13 protein-coding genes are annotated in these 17,658 nt (G+C 69.8%); 10 read left to right on the forward strand and 3 right to left on the reverse strand.

Going from position 1 to position 17,658, the window contains the following annotated elements:
* Positions 1-19: 19 nt before the first annotated feature.
* The 10 genes from nuoH to MWU75_RS01850 all read left to right on the forward strand — a co-directional run bounded on the left by nuoH (position 20) and on the right by MWU75_RS01850 (position 13,400).
* Positions 20-1,456 (forward strand): NADH-quinone oxidoreductase subunit NuoH, encoded by a 1,437-nt coding sequence (gene nuoH / locus MWU75_RS01805; protein ID WP_247088117.1) that lies wholly within the window; start codon positions 20-22, stop codon positions 1,454-1,456.
* A 100-nt stretch (positions 1,457-1,556) separates the two neighbouring features.
* Positions 1,557-2,204: an NADH-quinone oxidoreductase subunit NuoI gene (gene nuoI, locus MWU75_RS01810; protein WP_247088118.1), complete on the forward strand. Its 648-nt coding sequence runs from the start codon at positions 1,557-1,559 to the stop codon at positions 2,202-2,204.
* On the forward strand, positions 2,201-2,995 hold the full coding sequence (locus MWU75_RS01815; protein WP_247087850.1) for an NADH-quinone oxidoreductase subunit J: 795 nt from the start codon (positions 2,201-2,203) through the stop codon (positions 2,993-2,995). Before nuoI ends, MWU75_RS01815 begins: the two co-directional genes overlap by 4 nt.
* Complete coding sequence (gene nuoK / locus MWU75_RS01820; protein WP_247087851.1) at positions 2,992-3,291, forward strand: NADH-quinone oxidoreductase subunit NuoK; 300 nt, start codon at positions 2,992-2,994, stop codon at positions 3,289-3,291. The genes MWU75_RS01815 and nuoK overlap by 4 nt, the downstream gene beginning before the upstream one ends.
* A 72-nt stretch (positions 3,292-3,363) precedes the next feature.
* Positions 3,364-5,268 carry an NADH-quinone oxidoreductase subunit L gene (gene nuoL / locus MWU75_RS01825; protein WP_247088119.1) on the forward strand — a complete coding sequence of 635 codons (1,905 nt, stop codon included), beginning with the start codon at positions 3,364-3,366 and terminating at the stop codon, positions 5,266-5,268.
* Positions 5,268-6,800, forward strand: a complete 1,533-nt coding sequence (locus MWU75_RS01830; RefSeq protein ID WP_247087852.1) for an NADH-quinone oxidoreductase subunit M — start codon at positions 5,268-5,270, stop codon at positions 6,798-6,800. The genes nuoL and MWU75_RS01830 overlap by 1 nt, the downstream gene beginning before the upstream one ends.
* Positions 6,800-8,329 (forward strand): NADH-quinone oxidoreductase subunit NuoN, encoded by a 1,530-nt coding sequence (gene nuoN, locus MWU75_RS01835; protein WP_247087853.1) that lies wholly within the window; start codon positions 6,800-6,802, stop codon positions 8,327-8,329. The genes MWU75_RS01830 and nuoN overlap by 1 nt, the downstream gene beginning before the upstream one ends.
* A complete protein-coding gene (locus tag MWU75_RS01840; RefSeq protein WP_247087854.1) occupies positions 8,326-9,345 on the forward strand; it encodes a polyprenyl synthetase family protein in 1,020 nt (339 codons plus the stop codon). The genes nuoN and MWU75_RS01840 overlap by 4 nt, the downstream gene beginning before the upstream one ends.
* Positions 9,346-9,969: 624 nt before the next feature.
* Entirely contained in the window at positions 9,970-12,219 is a 2,250-nt protein-coding gene (locus tag MWU75_RS01845; RefSeq protein WP_247087855.1) for a hypothetical protein, read from the forward strand.
* Positions 12,220-12,398: 179 nt separating this feature from the next.
* Entirely contained in the window at positions 12,399-13,400 is a 1,002-nt protein-coding gene (locus MWU75_RS01850) for a hypothetical protein (RefSeq protein WP_247087856.1), read from the forward strand.
* Positions 13,401-13,479: 79 nt separating this feature from the next.
* On the opposite strand, the gene rarD is transcribed toward MWU75_RS01850, so the two are convergent.
* Genes rarD through MWU75_RS01865 form a run of 3 tightly spaced genes read right to left on the reverse strand, consistent with a single transcriptional unit; the run spans position 13,480 to position 17,530 of the window.
* Positions 13,480-14,565, reverse strand: a complete 1,086-nt coding sequence (gene rarD, locus MWU75_RS01855) for an EamA family transporter RarD (protein WP_247087857.1) — start codon at positions 14,563-14,565, stop codon at positions 13,480-13,482.
* Positions 14,562-15,647 carry a 2-oxoacid:ferredoxin oxidoreductase subunit beta gene (locus tag MWU75_RS01860; protein ID WP_247087858.1) on the reverse strand — a complete coding sequence of 362 codons (1,086 nt, stop codon included), beginning with the start codon at positions 15,645-15,647 and terminating at the stop codon, positions 14,562-14,564. Before MWU75_RS01860 ends, rarD begins: the two co-directional genes overlap by 4 nt.
* 2 nt (positions 15,648-15,649) lie before the next feature.
* Complete coding sequence (locus MWU75_RS01865; protein WP_247087859.1) at positions 15,650-17,530, reverse strand: 2-oxoacid:acceptor oxidoreductase subunit alpha; 1,881 nt, start codon at positions 17,528-17,530, stop codon at positions 15,650-15,652.
* Positions 17,531-17,658 lie beyond the last annotated feature (128 nt).

Consider the following 17,658-nt stretch of genomic DNA (forward strand, 5'->3'; position numbering starts at 1 on the left):
CGCGGCGGTGCCCCTGCCGATGGCGGACGGCCCGCGGGCCGACTTCAGTGACACCCCGTGGTGGCTGTCGCTGATCAAGGCCGTCGGCATCTTCGTCTACCTGCTGCTCTCGGTCCTGGTCGTGATCTGGGCCGAGCGCCGCATCATCGGCCGGATGCAGCAGCGTCCCGGACCCAACCGGTTCGGTCCGTTCGGTGTGCTGCAGACCCTGGCCGACGGGCTCAAGCTGATCATGAAGGAGGACGTCACCCCCAAGAACGCCGACAAGGTGATGTTCATCATCGCCCCGCTGATGGTCGGCTCGCTGGCGTTCGTCTCCTTCGGCATCATCCCGATGGGTGGCGAGGTGTCGATGTTCGGGCACACCACCCCCCTGCAGCTGACCGACATGCCGGTCGCCACGCTGCTGGTGCTGGCCGTCGCCGGCGTCGGCGCCTACGGCTTCGTGCTGGCTGGCTGGTCCTCAGGCTCGACCTACCCCCTGCTGGGCGGCCTGCGCTCGACCGCGCAGGTGGTCTCCTACGAGATCGCCATGGGCCTGTCCCTGGTCGCGGTCTTCCTCTACGCCGGGTCGATGTCCACCAGTGAGATCGTCGCGGCGCAGGACCGCTGGTGGTTCGTGTTCCCGCTGTTCTTCTCCTTCATCGTCTACATCATCACGATGGTGGGCGAGACCAACCGGCTGCCGTTCGACCTCGCGGAGGGCGAGGGCGAGCTGGGTGGTGGCTTCCACACCGAGTACTCCTCGATGAAGTTCGGCATGTTCTTCCTCGGTGAGTACATCAACATGTTCACCGTCTCGGCCCTGGCCACCACCCTCTTCCTCGGGGGCTACAACGCACCCTGGCCGATCGGCGCCATCAACGACGGCATGTTCAACGAGGGCTGGTGGGGTCTGCTCTGGTTCACGGCCAAGATGTGGCTGTTCATCTTCTTCTACGTCTGGCTGCGCGGGTCGCTGCCGCGCGTCCGCTACGACCAGTTCATGAAGTTCGGGTGGAAGGTGCTCATCCCGTTGTCCCTGATCTGGGTGATCGCGGTGATGCTGATGCGGGCCGCCGACCCGAGCATCGGCTACTTCGGTGAGGGCCGCCTGCCGGTCATCATCACCACGGCGCTGATCATCGTCGGCGTCGTCGGCGGCATCATGCTGCTGATGTCGCGGCTGGAGAAGAGGGAGGCCCAGCGACAGGAGGACCGGCGACCCCCCGCTGAGGTCGACCCGTTCGCCGGTGGCTTCCCGGTCCCGCCCATGCCCGGCCAGACCCTGCGGGAGCCGGCGCCCAGGCAGCGTGCCGTCGCCCCGGCCCAACCGTTGTCCGGTGACACGGGCGCCGGTGACGCCGGAGCGACCGAGGCCGGGAGCACGACGACCACCACCACGACCGCCGTCGCGGACCGCGAGGATACGGACGAGACCACAGGCCACACGACCGGGGAGGACACCCGTGACTGAGCGCAAGCAACCCAAGCACTCCCGGGGTGCCGACACGACGCCGGAGGCCGAGCCCGGCACCGAGGTGGCCAGGCTCCCCGAGGAGGAGAAGGCACCGGCGCTGGTCACCCGGCCCGACGGCACCCGGGAGAAGCCCGGCTTCCTCGAGGAGCTGTTCGCTCCCGTCGCCGGCTTCGGCGTCTCCTTCGGCACGATGTTCCGCAAGGTCTACACCGAGGAGTACCCCGAGAAGCCGCGTCCCACCGCGGCCCGGTTCCACGGGCGCCACCAGCTCAACCGGCACCCGGACGGCCTGGAGAAGTGCGTCGGCTGCGAGCTGTGCGCGTGGGCCTGCCCGGCCGACGCCATCTACGTCGAGGGAGCCGACAACACCGACGAGGCACGCTTCTCCCCCGGGGAGCGCTACGGCCGCGTCTACCAGATCAACTACCTCCGCTGCATCTTCTGCGGCCTGTGCATCGAGGCGTGCCCCACGCGCGCGCTGACCATGACGAACGAGTACGAGCTCGCCGACGAGGAGCGGGCACCCCTGATCTATGAGAAGCACCAGCTGATCGCCCCGCTGCGGGACGGCCAGCTGCCCCCGCCGTTCCCGATGGCCGAGGGCGCGAGCGAGCGCGACTACTACCGCGGCACGGTCACTGCGCCGACCCGCGCCCAGCGCGACTACGTCTTCGCCCGCGACAAGGCGGCCCAGCGCGCCGCCGAGGCGGAGCAGGAGCACGACAACGAGGAGGTGACCCGGTGAGCGGTGGTGAGGCCCTGCTCTTCTGGGTGCTCGGACCGACCTGCGTCCTGGGGGCCCTCGGGCTGCTGTTCGCCCGCAAGGCGGTGCACGCAGCGATGGCGATGGCCCTGGTCATGGTCGGCCTGGGCATCTTCTACATCGCGCAGTACGCCGAGTTCGTCGGGATCATCCAGATCTTCGTCTACTCCGGCGCCGTGATGATGCTTTTCCTGTTCGTCATCATGACGGTCGGCACCGAGTCCTCCATCTCCCCGATCGAGACGATCTCCGGACAGCGCGCCTGGGGCTGGATCCTGGTGCTGCTCTTCGGTGGCGTCGCGATGTACGGCGTGGCCCGCGTCACCTTCCCCGAGCCGGTCGGACTGGGGGGCGCGCAGGCCGAGGGCACGGTCACCGCCCTGGCCCGCGAGATCTTCAGCCGTCAGGTGATCAGCTTCGAGGTGCTCGGCTCGCTCCTGGTCATCGCGGTCATGGGCGCGATGGTGCTCGCACACCGGGAGCGGCTGGTGCCGCGCGCCACCCAGCGCGTGCTGGCAGCTGACCGGGTCCGGCGCAACACCTTCGTGGCCGGCAAGCCCGCCCCGGGCGTCTACGCCCGCCACAACGCGTCCGACGTCCCGGCGCTCCTGCCCGACGGGACTCCCGCCGACGTCTCCGTGCCGCGGACCCTGGTCGCCCGCGGCCAGACCGTGCCCGTGCCCTACCGGGGCGTGGACCCGGCCGGGACCCCACCTGACGCCGAGGCGGCGGACACCGCCCCGCCCAGCACCCGGCGGGGGGACCAGGCATGAACCTGACCGCCTACATCTACCTGGCCACGCTGCTCTTCGCGATCGGCGCCCTGGTCGTCCTGCTGCGCCGCAACACGATCATCGTCTTCATGGGTGTCGAGCTGATGCTCAACGCCTGCAACCTCGCGCTGATCACCTTCGCCCGGATGCACGGCTCCCTCGACGGCCAGGTGTACGTCCTGTTCGTCATGGTGGTCGCCGCGGCCGAGGTGGTCGTGGGACTCGCCATCATCATGTCCATCTATCGGGCGCGCCGCTCGGCCTCGGTCGACGACGCCAACCTGCTGAAGCTGTAAGGAGCGAGCTGCGTGTCTGTACTCGAGACATCGGTCGGCCTAGCGCTCGCCGACCCCAGCGCGGTCCGGGCCGTGGAGGCCACGGGGACCTCCGCCCTGGCCTGGCTGCTGATCGCCCTGCCCCTGCTCGGAGCGGCGCTGCTCCTGATCGGCGGTCGCGCCACCGACTCCTTCGGTCCGCTGCTGGCGACCCTGCTCTCCTGGGGCAGCTTCGTGGTGGGGGCGCTGATCGTGCTCCAGCTGTCCGGCCTGGCCGAGGACGAGAGGGCGATGTCGGTCCCGCTCTGGGACTGGGTCACCGCGGGCGACCTGTCGGTTCACGCGGGGCTGCTCATCGACCCGCTCTCGATGGCGTTCGTGCTGCTGATCACCTTCGTCGGCTCGCTGATCCACGTCTACTCCCTGGGCTACATGGAGCACGACCCCGACAAGCGCCGGTTCTTCGCCTACCTGAACCTCTTCGTCGCGGCGATGCTGATCCTGGTGCTCGCCGACTCCTACCTTCTGCTGTTCGTCGGGTGGGAGGGCGTCGGTCTGGCCTCCTACCTGCTGATCGGGTTCTGGAACCACAACCCGGCCTACGCCAGCGCCGCCAACAAGGCGTTCGTGGTCAACCGCATCGGTGACTTCGCCCTGATCATCGCGATGGCCTACATGCTGGCCACCTTCGGCGGGCTGGACTTCGCGACGGTGCACGGCAGCGCCGGCTCGGCGAGCACCACGATCCTGACCATCATCGGGCTGCTCCTCCTGCTCGGCGCCTGCGGCAAGTCCGCCCAGTTCCCGCTCCAGAGCTGGCTCGGTGACGCCATGGCCGGCCCGACCCCGGTCTCGGCGCTCATCCACGCGGCGACCATGGTCACCGCAGGTGTCTACCTCGTGGTCCGCAGCCAAGCGATCTTCGACCTCACACCCGAGGCCCGCCTCGCGGTGGCTGTCGTCGGCGCGATCACGCTGCTCTACGGCGCCATCGTCGGCTGCGCCAAGGACGACATCAAGAAGGCCCTCGCGGCCTCGACCATGAGCCAGATCGGCTACATGATGCTGGCCGCAGGGCTCGGACCGATCGGCTACGCCTTCGCGATCTTCCACCTGATCACCCACGGCTTCTTCAAGGCCGGCATGTTCCTCGGCGCCGGCTCGGTCATGCACGGCATGGCCGACCGGGTCGACATGCGCCGCTTCGGTGGCCTGTCCGGGATGATGAAGATCACCTGGCTGACCTTCATGGCCGGCTGGCTGGCCATCCTGGGGGTGCCGCCGTTCGCGGGCTTCTGGTCCAAGGACAAGATCATCGAGTCCGCCTTCGTCGACCAGGGCAACGGCGCGTGGCAGGCATGGGTCTTCGGCCTCGTCGCCCTCATCGGTGCCGGGATCACCGCGTTCTACATGTCGCGCCTGTTCTTCATGACCTTCCACGGCAAGGCGCGGTGGGAGGACGACGTGGACCCGCACGAGTCACCGCTGACGATGACCGTGCCGATGATCGTGCTGGCCGTCGGCTCGGTCGCCCTCGGCTTCATCCTCAGCTGGAGAGGCACCTTCGCCTCCTGGCTGGAGCCGGTGACCGGACACGTCGAGCACCACGAGCCGGTCCTGTCCGTGCCGGTAATCATGGGCCTGACGCTCGTCCTGGTCATCATCGGCGGGGCCATCGCCTGGCTGCGCTACGGACGGGACGAGGTGCCGGTCGTGGCGCCGGTCGGGTCCTTCGCGACCCGGGCCGCCCGCCAGGACCTGTTCCAGGATGAGTTCAACGAGAACTTCCTCCGGCGCCCCGGTGCCAGCCTGGTGGCTGGCCTTGAGGTCGCCGACGACGACGTGATCGACGGCGGGCTGGTCGGCGGCACCAGCCGCGGCCTGGCCGGTGTGGCCGACGTCGTGCGGAGAGCCCAGAACGGCTTCGTCCGCACCTATGCCCTGACGATGCTGGCCGGCATCGTCGCCATCCTCGGTGCTGTGTGGGTGATTCAGTGATGTCCGACGTGCCCTGGTTGTCGATCCTGCTCGCGGTGCCGGCGCTCGGCGCCCTCGCGCTGGTCCTGATGCCGCGCGGCTTCGCCCGTGCCCGCGAGTTCGCCCTCGGCGTCTCGCTGCTCACCCTGGTGCTGGCAGTCCTGGCCGCGCTCCAATTCACCGTCGGCAGCGGCGGCGAGCTGCAGCTGACCGAGGTCTACAGCTGGATCCCGCAGTTCGGGGTGAGCTTCGCTCTCGGTGTCGACGGGATCGCCCTGTCGATGATCCTGCTCAGCGTGATCCTGGTGCCCGTCTGTCTGGTGGCCGCCTGGAACGACGTGCCCGCCGACGGCACCCGCCGGCTGCAGGGCTACGTCGCGTGGATGCTGCTGCTCGAGGCGATGATGATCGGGGTCTTCGCGGCCACAGACGTCTTCCTCTTCTACGTCTTCTTCGAGGCCATGCTGGTCCCGGTCTACTTCCTGATCGGTCAGTACGGCGGACCGGACCGGGCCCGGGCAGCGACCAAGTTCCTGCTCTACTCGCTGCTCGGCGGGCTGATCATGCTGGTGGCCGTCATCGCCCTGTATGCCGAGGGGCCGGGCGGGACCGACGGGTTCCTGCTGGCGAACCTGACCGGTCTGGAGATCGGTGGTGTCACCGAGAAGCTGCTCTTCCTCGGCTTCTTCATCGCCTTCGCGATCAAGGCACCGATGTTCCCCGTCCACACCTGGTTGCCGCACGCCGCCACCGAGGCGCGACCGGCGACCGCGGTGCTCCTCGTGGGTGTCCTGGACAAGGTCGGCACCTTCGGGATGCTGCGCTTCTGCCTGCAGATGTTCCCCGAGGCGAGTCGCTGGGCGACGCCGGTGGTGCTCGTGCTGGCCGTCGTCTCGATCATCTACGGCGCCCTGCTGGCGATCGGGCAGAAGGACATGATGCGCCTGATCGCCTTCACCTCGATCAGCCACTTCGGCTTCATCGTGATGGGCATCTTCGCGATGACGACCGTGAGCCAGACCGGGTCGACGCTCTACATGGTCAACCACGGCTTCACCACGGCGGCACTGTTCCTCGTGGCCGGCATGCTCGTGGCCCGCAGAGGCTCCCGTCTGATCGCCGACTACGGCGGCTGGCAGCGGGTCACCCCGCTGATCGCGGGGACGCTGCTGCTCTCTGGCCTCTCCGCGCTGTCGCTGCCCGGACTCAACGCGTTCGTGTCCGAGTTCATGGTGATCGTTGGCACCTTCCAGCGCTACCCGGTCTTCGCGATCGTCGGTGCCACGGGTGTCATCCTGGCGGCCCTCTACATCCTGCTCTGGTACCAGAAGATCGCGACCGGTCCGAAGCCCGAGGAGGTGGCGGCGCGCACCCACGACATGTCGGTGCGGGAGAAGTTCGTCATCGCCCCGCTCATCGCGGCCTTCCTGGTGCTCGGTTTCTACCCCAAGCCCGTTCTCGATCTGTTGGAGCCCGCGGTGACCACCACCCTGCAGCACGTCGGCGTCACCGACCCGGCGCCCACCATCTCGGCCGAGGGGAGTGAGGGCTGATGTTCGACGTCCCCGAGATCGACTACCTGGCGATCCTGCCGCTGATCATCGTCTTCGCCGGCGGCCTGATCGGCTGTCTGCTGGAAGGCTTCCTGCACCGCTCGCGGCGCCCGAACGCCCAGCTGTGGCTCAGCATCGTGACCCTGGTCGCGGCACTGGTCGCGGTCGTCTGGGTGGCCCGCGACAACCAGGGCATCACCGCGGCCGGCGCGGTCACCATCGACGGCCCGACCCTGCTGATCCAGGGCCTGGTGCTCATGCTGTCCATCATCGGCCTGCTCGCCATGAGCGAGCGGCTCGGCGGCACGAACCCGGACGCCTTCACCCAGGCCGGTGTCTCTGTGCCTGGCTCCGTGGAGGAAGCCGACGCCGTGCGGCTCGGCGGCACCACGACCGAGGTCTACCCCCTCACCCTGCTGTCCGTCGGCGGGATGATGCTGTTCCCGGCGTCCAACGACCTGCTGCTGATGTTCATCGCACTGGAGGTCCTCTCCCTGCCGTTGTACGTGCTGTCGGGCCTGGCCCGGCGCCGCCGACTGCTGTCGCAGGAGGCGTCGCTCAAGTACTTCCTGCTCGGTGCCTTCTCCTCGGCCTTCTTCCTGTTCGGTGCCGTGCTGCTCTACGGCTACGCCGGCTCGATGCGACTGGACGTGATCGCCGAGGCGATCGGCACCCAGACGGTGATGGACGGGCTGCTCGTGCCCGGCATACTGCTGCTGGCCGTCGGTCTGCTCTTCAAGGTCGGAGCCGTGCCGTTCCACTCCTGGGTCCCGGACGTCTACCAGGGTGCACCCACCACGGTCACCGGCTTCATGGCGGCCTGCACCAAGGTCGCCGCGTTCGGCGCGATGCTGCGGCTCCTCTACGTCGGGGTGGAGGCGGCCCGGCTGGACTGGCAGCCGGTCCTGGCCGCGGTCGCCGCCGTCACGATGGTGGTGGGTGCCGTCCTGACGATCGTGCAGACCGACGTCAAGCGGATCCTGGCCTACTCCTCGATCGCCCACGCGGGCTTCGTCCTGACGGGCCTGATCGCGATGCAGCAGGTCGGGGCGTCGAGCACCATGTTCTACCTCATGGCCTACGGCTTCATGACGATCCCGGCCTTCGCGCTCGTTGCCCTGGTTCGATCGGCCGGCAGCGAGGCGACCCACATCAGCCAGTGGGCGGGCCTGGGCCAGCGCGCTCCGTGGATGGCCGCGGCGTTCTCCTTCCTGCTGCTGGCCTTCGCGGGCATCCCGCTGACCTCCGGGTTCACCGGCAAGTTCGCGGTGTTCGCGGCGGCGATCGCCAACGACTATGCCTGGCTCGCGGTGATCGGTGTCCTGGCGAGCGCGGTCACGGCCTACATCTACTTCAAGCTGATCGTGACGCTCTACTTCGGTGACCGCAAGAACGACACCGTCGTGGTGACCCCGTCCGCGCTGACCACCTTCGCCGTGGTCTCCGGCGTCCTGATCACGCTCGGCCTGGGGATCGCTCCGGCCCCGCTGCTCGACCTGGCGGCCAACGCCGCGCACTTCCTGCGGTGACCGGGCAGGACGTGGCCCCCCAGGTCGTCCCGGGGGTTGACCCCGCCCTCAACGACCGCCTGCTCGCGGGCCTTGACGCGGTCCAGCGCCGGCTGGAGGAGGTCGTGGACCACGACGACGAGTTCATCGCCGGAGCCGCCCGCTACCTGAGCGACGCCGGGGGCAAGCGGTTCCGGCCCCTACTCACGCTGCTGGCCGCCGAGGTCGGTCGCACCTCCCCGGACCAGCCGCTGGCCCCGGAGGTGGTGGACGCAGCCGTCGGCGTCGAGCTGACCCACCTGGCCTCGCTCTACCACGACGACGTCATGGACGTCGCCGAGCTCCGCCGCGGGGTCCCCAGCGCCAACGTCGCCTTCGACAACTCGACCGCGATCCTCGTGGGTGACCTGCTGTTCGGCACTGCTTCCAAGGTGATCTCCCGGCTCGGGGCCGAGGCGGTCGGCATCCAGGCGGACACCTTCGTGCGCCTGTGCGCCGGTCAGATTCGGGACGACCGCCCGGTCCCTCCGGACGTCGAGCCGGTCGACCACTACCTCGGCGTGCTGGCCGACAAGACGGGGGCGCTCATCGCGACCGCCTCGCGCTACGGTGCGATGTTCGCCGGGTGCGACGCCGACACGGTCATCCTGCTCACGGAGTATGGCGAGAAGGTCGGCATGGTCTTCCAGCTCGCGGACGATCTGCTGGACATCGCCTCGGACTCCGAGGACTCCGGCAAGACGCCGGGCACGGATCTGCGGGAGGGCAAGGCCACCCTGCCGGTCCTGATCGCGCGGAGTTCGACCGACCCGGCCGACGACCGGCTCAAGCAACTCCTGAGCGGACCCATCGCCGACGAGGCGGACCTGCAGGAGGCCCTCGGGCTGCTCCGCGCCCACCCGGCCATGGACGCGGCCCGGGCCCACACCCTCCGTGTCGCTGACGAAGCCCGCGCCACCCTGGCTCCGCTGGGCGAGGGCCCCGCGGTGCAGGCGCTGCGCGTCCTGGTCGACGGAGTAGCCCTCCGCTCCACGTAGTCCCCGGCTGCCCGCGACCGCAGACCCAGCTCGGTGTTCTTGCTGGTCAGACCACTGTCAGTGGTCTGTTCTAGCGTGGGCAGTAGTTGGCGAGGAGACTTCGGAGACGGAAGGGGGTGTGGTGCCGTGGAGGTGCTGGAGAGGCACGTCGAGCTGCAGCTGGCTGCGGCGACGGGTGAGTGCCGGCCATCGCGGCTGCGGGCAGAGCGGCAGCGGCGGATCGGGTTCCGGCTGTGCCGCCCCCGACCGGGGGTGCACGTCCTTGTCGAGGGGCCGAGCCTGACGCCCGGGGCCCCCGAGTCGTCTGTCGATGGAGGCGGGGCGCCACGACCGTCCTCCTCGCCCTCGTCCTCCTCGCCCTCGTCCTCCTCGCCCTCGTCCTCCTCGCCCTCGTCCTCCTCGCCTTCGAACTCCTCGCCTTCGAACTCCGCGCCTTCGTCCTCCTTGTCGTCCTCTGCCGAGGGGGAAGTTCGGTTGCGGGCGGCGTTGGCGGGAGTGGGGGTCTCGCCGGAGCTGGTGGAGGACCTGACTCAGGTGGCGCTGGCGTGTGCTGCCGTGGATGGGGTGGATGCGGTGGATGCCTGGGGCCAGCCGTCGGGCTCGGCACCGAAGGCATTGGCGCCGGTGTCTGACGCACCGGCCGTCAGGACCCGGGCACAGGAGTTGCTGTCGGTCGTGGAGGTGGTGACCGGGTTCGGGTGCCGGTTGGACGGGGTGCGGCTGGCCGCCACCCGGCAGCTGACCGAGCGGCTGGGGGTGCTGGCACTTCTCGACCAGGGCAAATCAGATCCGGACGAGCTGTCCAAGACAGCCCGGGCACAGTTGGTTGCCACGGCGCGACGGTTGACCAGGCACGAGATCGAGGCCGCGACCGGGTGGGGAGCTGGTGATGTGACCACCCTGGTAGCAATGGCCAACGCTCCGGCGGCGGTGCGTGGCCCGGTCCACCAGGGACTGGCCAGGGGCGAGGCGTCCTGGCCGTTGGTGCGGTCCTTCTACCGCGCCGCCTCGGGGCTGGACCATGAGGACAGCGCGGCGATCGCTCACGGCCTGTTCGGGGATGACCCGCAGTCGGCGGTCACCGAGCGGACCACTCGGCAGGGGGAGTTCACCGGTGACCCGTGGCGGGCCAAAGAGTTCTACCGCGCCCTCGACCGAGAGGTCCACAAGGTCAAGAACCGCGACCCCGAGGCGGCCAGGAAGACCCGGGACCGGGCTCGGCACGCCGCAGACGTCCGGGTCAGGATCGATGGGGACGGCACCGCCGAGGTGCTCATCGGCACCCGCGCGGCCCACGCCGCTGCCGTCGCCGACCGGATCGAGCGGGCCGCACGTGGAGCCCGCAAGGCGGGGGACAAGCGAACTCTGCGCGAGCTACGGGCCGCGGTCGCGATGTCGCTGTTGCTGCACGGAACCCTGGACTTCTCCGGCATCGGTGATGACCAGGCCACCCTCACCGTGGAACAGTCCGACCAGCTCACCAAGCTGATGTACGCCCTACCCACTGCCGACCTGCAGGTCATCCTGCCCCTGGAAGCCCTCTTCGGCTCGTTCACGCCGAACGCCAGTCCCGACGACACCGGACACAGTCCTGGCTGTCGTCCGGGCACGGGTGGCGACCGGCCAGGCCCGGGCGACGGCACAGCCGACCCTCCCGGCGACGGGCACGATCCCAACGACCGGCACGATCCCACCGACGGGCACGATCCCAGCGACGGGCGCGATCCCAGCGACGGGCACGATCCCAACGACCACGATCTCAACGACCACGATCCCAGCGGCGCTGGGCACGATCCCAGTGCCGTGGGTGAGGTGATCGGGCGTCATCCCTGCTTCCTGGACAGCCGTCAACTGTGGGAGCTGCTGCTGACGCCGGGCTCGAGCCTCTATCGGTTGCTGACCGACCCGGTCACCGGGCGGTGCGTGGAGAAGTCGGCCAAGGGGTACCGGTTCACCGCCGCGCAACGTGCCCAGATCGTGGCAGCCGACGTCTTCTGCCGAGCCGCGGGGTGCCTGGTCCCGGCGTGGTTGTGCCAGATCGACCACGTCCAGGAGTACGGCACCGCCGGCGGGGACACCAGTGAGGCGAACGCCCAGTCGGCGCACGATCCGCATCACGACCTGAAGACGAAGAAGGCTTGGGACGCGACGATCAACGCTCAGCGCGAAGTCACCTGGACCACGCTCCTCAGGCGGATCTACACCACCAAGGCCCATGACCACACGCAGTACACCAAGCTGCTAACGGCCGCCACCGGCTTCGTCACGGCCGCGGAGGGTCCGGACATCTCCACTGGCCTGACCCAGCTCACCGGTGCCGCCGAGCCAGCCAATCCTGCCGACCCAGCCAGTCCCGCCGACGAGAATGTCGCCGACCGCGCCGAGGGCAGGGTGGTGCCGGTGCAGGAAGCCACCAGCGACGGGGCCGACCGCCTGGACCTGGCCGTCTACCAGGCACTGTCCTACCTCCCGCCGGGTGCACCGCTGGAACGCCCCGCGGACTGGGACGACTCTGACGACGTGTTCCACGGGTGGGAGCTCATCACCCTGACCCACCGCGACGCCAACGGCCGACGCGTCTGGCGACCCGATCCCGCCACCGTCCAGGCGGCGCGCCGGGCTCACCACGACAGCGGCGAGGACGCCACCACGACCGGCACGGCGTCTGGTCGGGCATGCACCGACACGAAGGGTGACCAGGCCGACGGGGACCACGCCCTGCTTGAGGGCATCGACCTTTCCCAGTCCATCGACCTGACCACCCTGGACCCCGCCACCCCAGCGCAGGACGACACCCACGGCACGACCACCGACCCCTTTGGGCCTGTGCGCTACAGCCACTGGAGTCTGCACGACGACGACCCCCCGTTCTGACCGCGAGTCAGGTCCCGCGAGTGTGGGGCCGGGTGGAGGCCTGGTGCGTCGGCGCCGTTTATTGTTGCCCTTCGGGGGATTGGGGCCGTCGACGCACACAAGCGGGCGGACATCTCGTGGCGTCACGGAGGACAATGCGTCTGGAGTTGGTATGCCGGGGGCCCGGTTAGCCTGTGCCGGTGACCTCTGTGCGTGCCACCCGCGTGATCGCCGGCATCTGGGCGATGTTCCCGTTCCTGCTCCTGCTGATGGGTGCCACCCTCTGGCAGGCGCCGGAGCGGGTCCCCACGCACTGGACCAGCGACCTGCCGGACGGGTTCAGCACCGGAGCGGGTGTCTTCGCCGTCGCCCTGTCGGTCGCGGGCTTCTGTGCGGTCGGCGCCGCGCTGCTCACCCTCCTGACCGCCTTCCTCCCGGCGGTGCTGAGCCGCTGGCTCACTACCATCCTCGCCGGCGTCGCGGCCACGGCTGCCGGGACCTACGCGGCAGCGGCGTGGGGCACACACCTGGCCGATGGGCCCGAGCACGTCCACGTCGTCTGGGCGCTCGCCCCCTTCGTCGTCGGACCGCTCTGGGCGTGGCTCGCCTACCTGCTTTACCGCCCCGACCCGGTCGACCGCCAGGCAGTGCTCGACACCGTGCCAGAGCGCTCCCGCGTGGTGCCGGTCGGCGCAGGAGACGGAGCGCCGTGGGCGACCCTCGTCACGTCGAGCGTGCTGAACGGGACCGCGGTATTCGTGGGTGTCGTGCTCACGGTGACCACTGTGCTGGCCTGGTGGAGCTCCATCTGGTTGGGGGTGGCGACGGCACTGTTCGCGGTGGCGATGACGCTGTTCGTGCTGGCCTGGTCCCGCGTCGAGGTGCGGGTCGACCGACGGGGCCTGGCGATCCGCTCCACCCTTGCGCTCCTGCCGGTCCACCTGCTGCGGGTCGCGGCCGAGGACGTCGTGGGCGTCGAGACGCGCGACCTGGACCCGATGAAGTGGGGTGGCATCGGGCTGCGGTGGCTCCCTGGCCGGACGGCCTACATCGTCCGCGGCGGACCGGGGATCGTGGTGCACCGGGTCAACGGCCGGGTGCTGGGGGTGGAGGTCAGCGAGGGCGAGGAGGTCGCTGCGGCCGGAGCCCGTGCCCTCCTTCGCTCGGCCGGTCAGGTGATGTCTGCGGGGCGCTCCTCGTAACCGACCAGCACTCGACAGCGGGCAGGAGCCACGGGACGGACGGGGCCTGACCCGCCGAGCGGGGTCTGACCCGCCGAGCTCAGACCGCAGCTCCCTCGGCCGCGCGGGCCAGCCGACGGGACCGGCCAGAGGACACGACGGAGTCCACCGAGAGCACGACGAGGGCCACCCAGACCAGCCCGAACCCGACCCATCGCGAGCTCGGCATCACCTCGCCCAGGACGAGCACGCCGGCCAGCAGCTGGAGGACGGGCGTCAGGAACTGCAGCAGGCCGATGGTCACCAGCGGGACCCGCTTGGCGGCTGCGGCGAACAGCAGGAGCGGGACGGTCGTGGCGACCCCGGCGCTGACCAGCAACAGCGTGTGGCCGGTGCCATGGCCGGTGAAGGTCTGCTCGCCCATGGCCGCGAGCCAGACCAGCAGCCCGATCGCGAACGGGGTCAGCACCACGGTCTCACCGGTCAGTGACTGCAACGCCGACAACGAGGTCCCGAGCCGCTTCTTCAGCAGCCCGTAGCAGGCGAAGCTGCAGGCCAGCACCAGCGAGATCCAGGGGGGTGCGCCGTAGTCGACGGTGAGGTAGACCGCCGCCGCCAGCCCGATCGAGACGGCCACCCACTGGGCCGGGCGCAGGCGCTCACGCAGGATGAGCACGCCGAGCGCCACCGTGACCAGCGGGTTCAGGAAGTAGCCGAGAGCCGCCTCGGTGACGCGCCCGTTGAGGACGGCCACGATGTAGACCGTCCAGTTGACCGCGATCAGCAGCCCGGCCAGCGCCAGGGTGCCGAGTTGTCGCCCGTCGCGGAACATGTCGATCACCCAGCGGGCACGCCGGGTGACCGCCAGGATCAGCAGACACAGCACCAGCGACCAGATGATCCGGTGCGCCAGGATCTCCAGGGCGCCCGCCGGCTTGAGGGCCACGAAGTAGAGCGGGAACGCGCCCCACAGCAGATAGGCCAGGAAGCCGTAGACCGTGCCGCGGCGGGTCGCCGCGGCCTCGCCGGGCGTCGGGGCACCGGCGGTAGTCGGGGCCTCGCCGGGAGTCGGGGCACCGGCAGGAGTCGGGGTCGTCGGAGAGATCGGGGTGCCGGAGGAGGCTGTCGACCTCGGGGACGCCGGTGACCCGCCGGCCGGGACGGGGGTCCCGGCGGCTCGGCTCAAGCCACGGTCCAGGTGTCGCGGCCGCGCAGCAGGGCAGCCAGGTCCTCGTCGTCGGCGGGGCCTCCGGCGCTCGACCGGGCTCCGTCGACCTGGGCCCGCACCTGGTCGTCATAGGTGGGCCGGGAGACGGAGCGGAAGATGCCCATCGGGATGTGCGTCATCGACCCGTCGTCGAGCCGGGACAGGGCGAAGGCCAGCGACGGGTCCTCGTCGCCCGCGTCGTGGACCAGCACCGAGCCGGGCTCCGCCTCGCTCTCGGCCACGACCGCGAGCGCGCCGTCGGCGCGTCGCACCACGACGTGGTCGTTGCCGGCGCGCACCGGCTCGCCGTGGACCAGGTTGAGCACCCTGGCCTCCTTCTCGTCGCGGTCCTTCAGCAGCTGGAAGGCGCCGTCATTGAAGATCGGGCAGTTCTGGTAGATCTCGACCAGGGCGGTGCCCCGGTGCTCGGCGGCGGCCTGCAGCACGGTGGTCAGGTGCGCCCGGTCGGAGTCCATCGTCCGCGCCACGAAGCTGGCCTCGGCACCGAGGGCGAGAGAGACAGGGTTGAACGGGTGGTCCACCGAGCCCACCGGCGTCGACTTGGTCACCGAGCCCACGTCGGAGGTCGGGGAGTACTGGCCCTTGGTCAGCCCGTAAATCTTGTTGTTGAACAGCAGGATCGTCAGGTTGACGTTGCGGCGCATCGCGTGGATCAGGTGGTTGCCGCCGATGCTCAGGGCGTCGCCGTCACCGGTGATCACCCAGACCGACAGATCCTCCCGGCTGGTCGCCAGGCCCGTGGCAATCGCCGGGGCACGACCGTGGATCGAGTGCATGCCGTAGGTGTCGAGGTAGTAGGGGAAGCGCGAGGAGCAGCCGATGCCGGAGACGAAGACGATGTTCTCGCGCTTCAGCCCGAGGTCGGGCAGGAACCCCTGGACCGCCGCGAGCACGGCGTAGTCGCCGCAGCCAGGGCACCAGCGCACCTCCTGGTCGGAGGTGAAGTCCTTCTTGGTCTGCCTCGGGGTGTCCTCCGCCAGCCGCGGCACTCCCTGCGTGCCGCCCAGGGCGGGTATCCCGAGATCTGTGCCGGTCGACATACTCACTGCACTCCTTCCAGGGTCTGCGCGATGCTCTTGTGCAGCACCTCGGCCAGGTCGGCGGCCGGGAACGGCAGGCCGCGGACTGCGGTGTGCGACTGCACGTCGACCAGGAAGTGCCCCCTCAGCAGCAGCGCTAGCTGGCCGAGGTTCATCTCCGGGACGATCACCCGGTCGTAGGCGCGCAGCACCTCGCCGAGGTTCTTCGGGAACGGACTGAGGTGACGCAGTTGGGCCTGGGCGATCGGCAGGCCGGTGGCCCGCACCAACCGGGTCGCCGCGGCGATCGGCCCGTAGGTCGACCCCCAGCCCAGCACCAGGACGCGTGCCTCACCGGAGGGGTCGTCGACCTCCAGGTCCGGGATCGTGTCGGCGATGCGGTCGATCTTGCCCTGCCGCAGGCGGGTCATCTTGTCGTGGTTGTCCGGGTCGTAGGAGATGTGCCCGGTGACGTCGGCCTTCTCGATGCCGCCGATGCGGTGCTCCAGGCCGGCCGTGCCCGGCACCGCCCAGGGGCGGGCCAGCGTCTCGGGGTCGCGCAGGAACGGGTGGAAGACCGGCTCGCCCTTGTCGTCGGTGTCGTTCGGTCCCGTGGCGAACTCGACCTCGAGATCGGGCAGGTCCGCCACGCCGGGCACCCGCCACGGCTCGGACCCGTTGGCCAGGTAGCCGTCGGAGAGCACGATGACCGGGGTGCGGTAGGTCGTGGCGATCCGCACCGCCTCCATGGCGATGTCGAAGCAGTCCGAGGGCGACTGCGGCGCGATGACCGCGACCGGCGACTCCCCGTTGCGGCCGTGGATGGCCTGCAGCAGGTCGGACTGCTCGGTCTTGGTCGGCAGGCCGGTGCTCGGTCCGCCGCGCTGGATGTCGAGTATGACGAGGGGCAGCTCCGTGGACACGCCCAGGCCGATCGTCTCGGCCTTGAGCGCCAGGCCCGGGCCGGAGGTGGAGGTGATGCCCAGTGCGCCGCCGAAGCTGGCGCCCAGCGCCATGCCGACCGCGGCGATCTCGTCCTCGGCCTGCAGAGTTGTCACGCCGTAGCGCTTCATCCCGGACAGCGTGTGCAGGATGTCCGAGGCCGGGGTGATGGGATAGCTGCCGAGCACCAGGGGCAGGCCCGCCCGGTGCGAGGCGCTGACCAGCCCCAGCGCCATGGCGGCGTTGCCGGTGATGGTGCGGTAGGTGCCCGGCGGCATGGTCGCGGGCGCGACCTCGAAGCGGACGGCGAAGTCCTCGGTCGTCTCGCCGTAGTTGTAGCCGGCGCGCAGCGCGGTCAGGTTGGCCTCGAGGATCTCCGGGGCCTTGGCGAACTTGGCCTTCAGGAACGCCTCGGTGCCCTCCAGCGGCCGGGAGTACATCCAGGACAGGAGCCCCAAAGCGAGCATGTTCTTGGCCCGCTCCTTCTCCTTGCGGGTCAGCCCGAAGTCGGCCAGCGCCTCCACCGTGATCGAGGTCAGCGCGATCTCGTGCACGTGCCAGGACTCCAGGCTGCCGTCCTCAACCGGGCTGGCTGCATAGCCGACCTTGGCCAGGTTGCGCTTGGAGAACTCGTCGGTGTTGACGATGATCGTGCTGCCGCGCGGCAGGTCGGCCAGGTTGGCCTTCAGCGCCGCGGGGTTCATCGCGACCAGCACGTCCGGTCGGTCGCCCGGGGTCAGCACGTCGTGGTCGGCGAAGTGCAGCTGGAAGCTGGAGACACCAGGCAGGGTGCCGGCAGGGGCCCGGATCTCGGCGGGGAAGTTGGGCAGGGTCGACAGGTCGTTGCCGAGCGCTGCCGTTTCAGAGGTGAACCGGTCGCCGGTCAGCTGCATCCCGTCGCCCGAGTCGCCGGCGAACCGGATCACCACCCGGTCCAGGCGCTGCAGGGGCTTGCTACTCATACGGTGCGGGTCACCAGATCTCGTGTCGCGGGTTATGTCCTCTCATGGTAGGCCCGTTCGGCCCGCCGATATTCCTTGACCCCGGCGTGGCACGGATCCGCCGCCCCATGTGATGAGGTAGTGCGCAT

Source organism: Ornithinimicrobium sp. F0845, from assembly GCF_023015765.1.
GTDB lineage: Bacteria > Actinomycetota > Actinomycetes > Actinomycetales > Dermatophilaceae > Ornithinicoccus.

Coding starts and splice junctions, on each gene's coding strand:
- MWU75_RS01860 (WP_247087858.1), bottom strand. CDS start 15,647: ATGTCGACCGGCACAGATCTCGGGATACCCGCCCTGGGCGGCACGCAG.
- nuoH (WP_247088117.1), top strand. CDS start 20: ATGGCGGACGGCCCGCGGGCCGACTTCAGTGACACCCCGTGGTGGCTG.
- MWU75_RS01865 (WP_247087859.1), bottom strand. CDS start 17,530: ATGAGTAGCAAGCCCCTGCAGCGCCTGGACCGGGTGGTGATCCGGTTC.
- nuoN (WP_247087853.1), top strand. CDS start 6,800: ATGTTCGACGTCCCCGAGATCGACTACCTGGCGATCCTGCCGCTGATC.
- MWU75_RS01830 (WP_247087852.1), top strand. CDS start 5,268: ATGTCCGACGTGCCCTGGTTGTCGATCCTGCTCGCGGTGCCGGCGCTC.
- nuoK (WP_247087851.1), top strand. CDS start 2,992: ATGAACCTGACCGCCTACATCTACCTGGCCACGCTGCTCTTCGCGATC.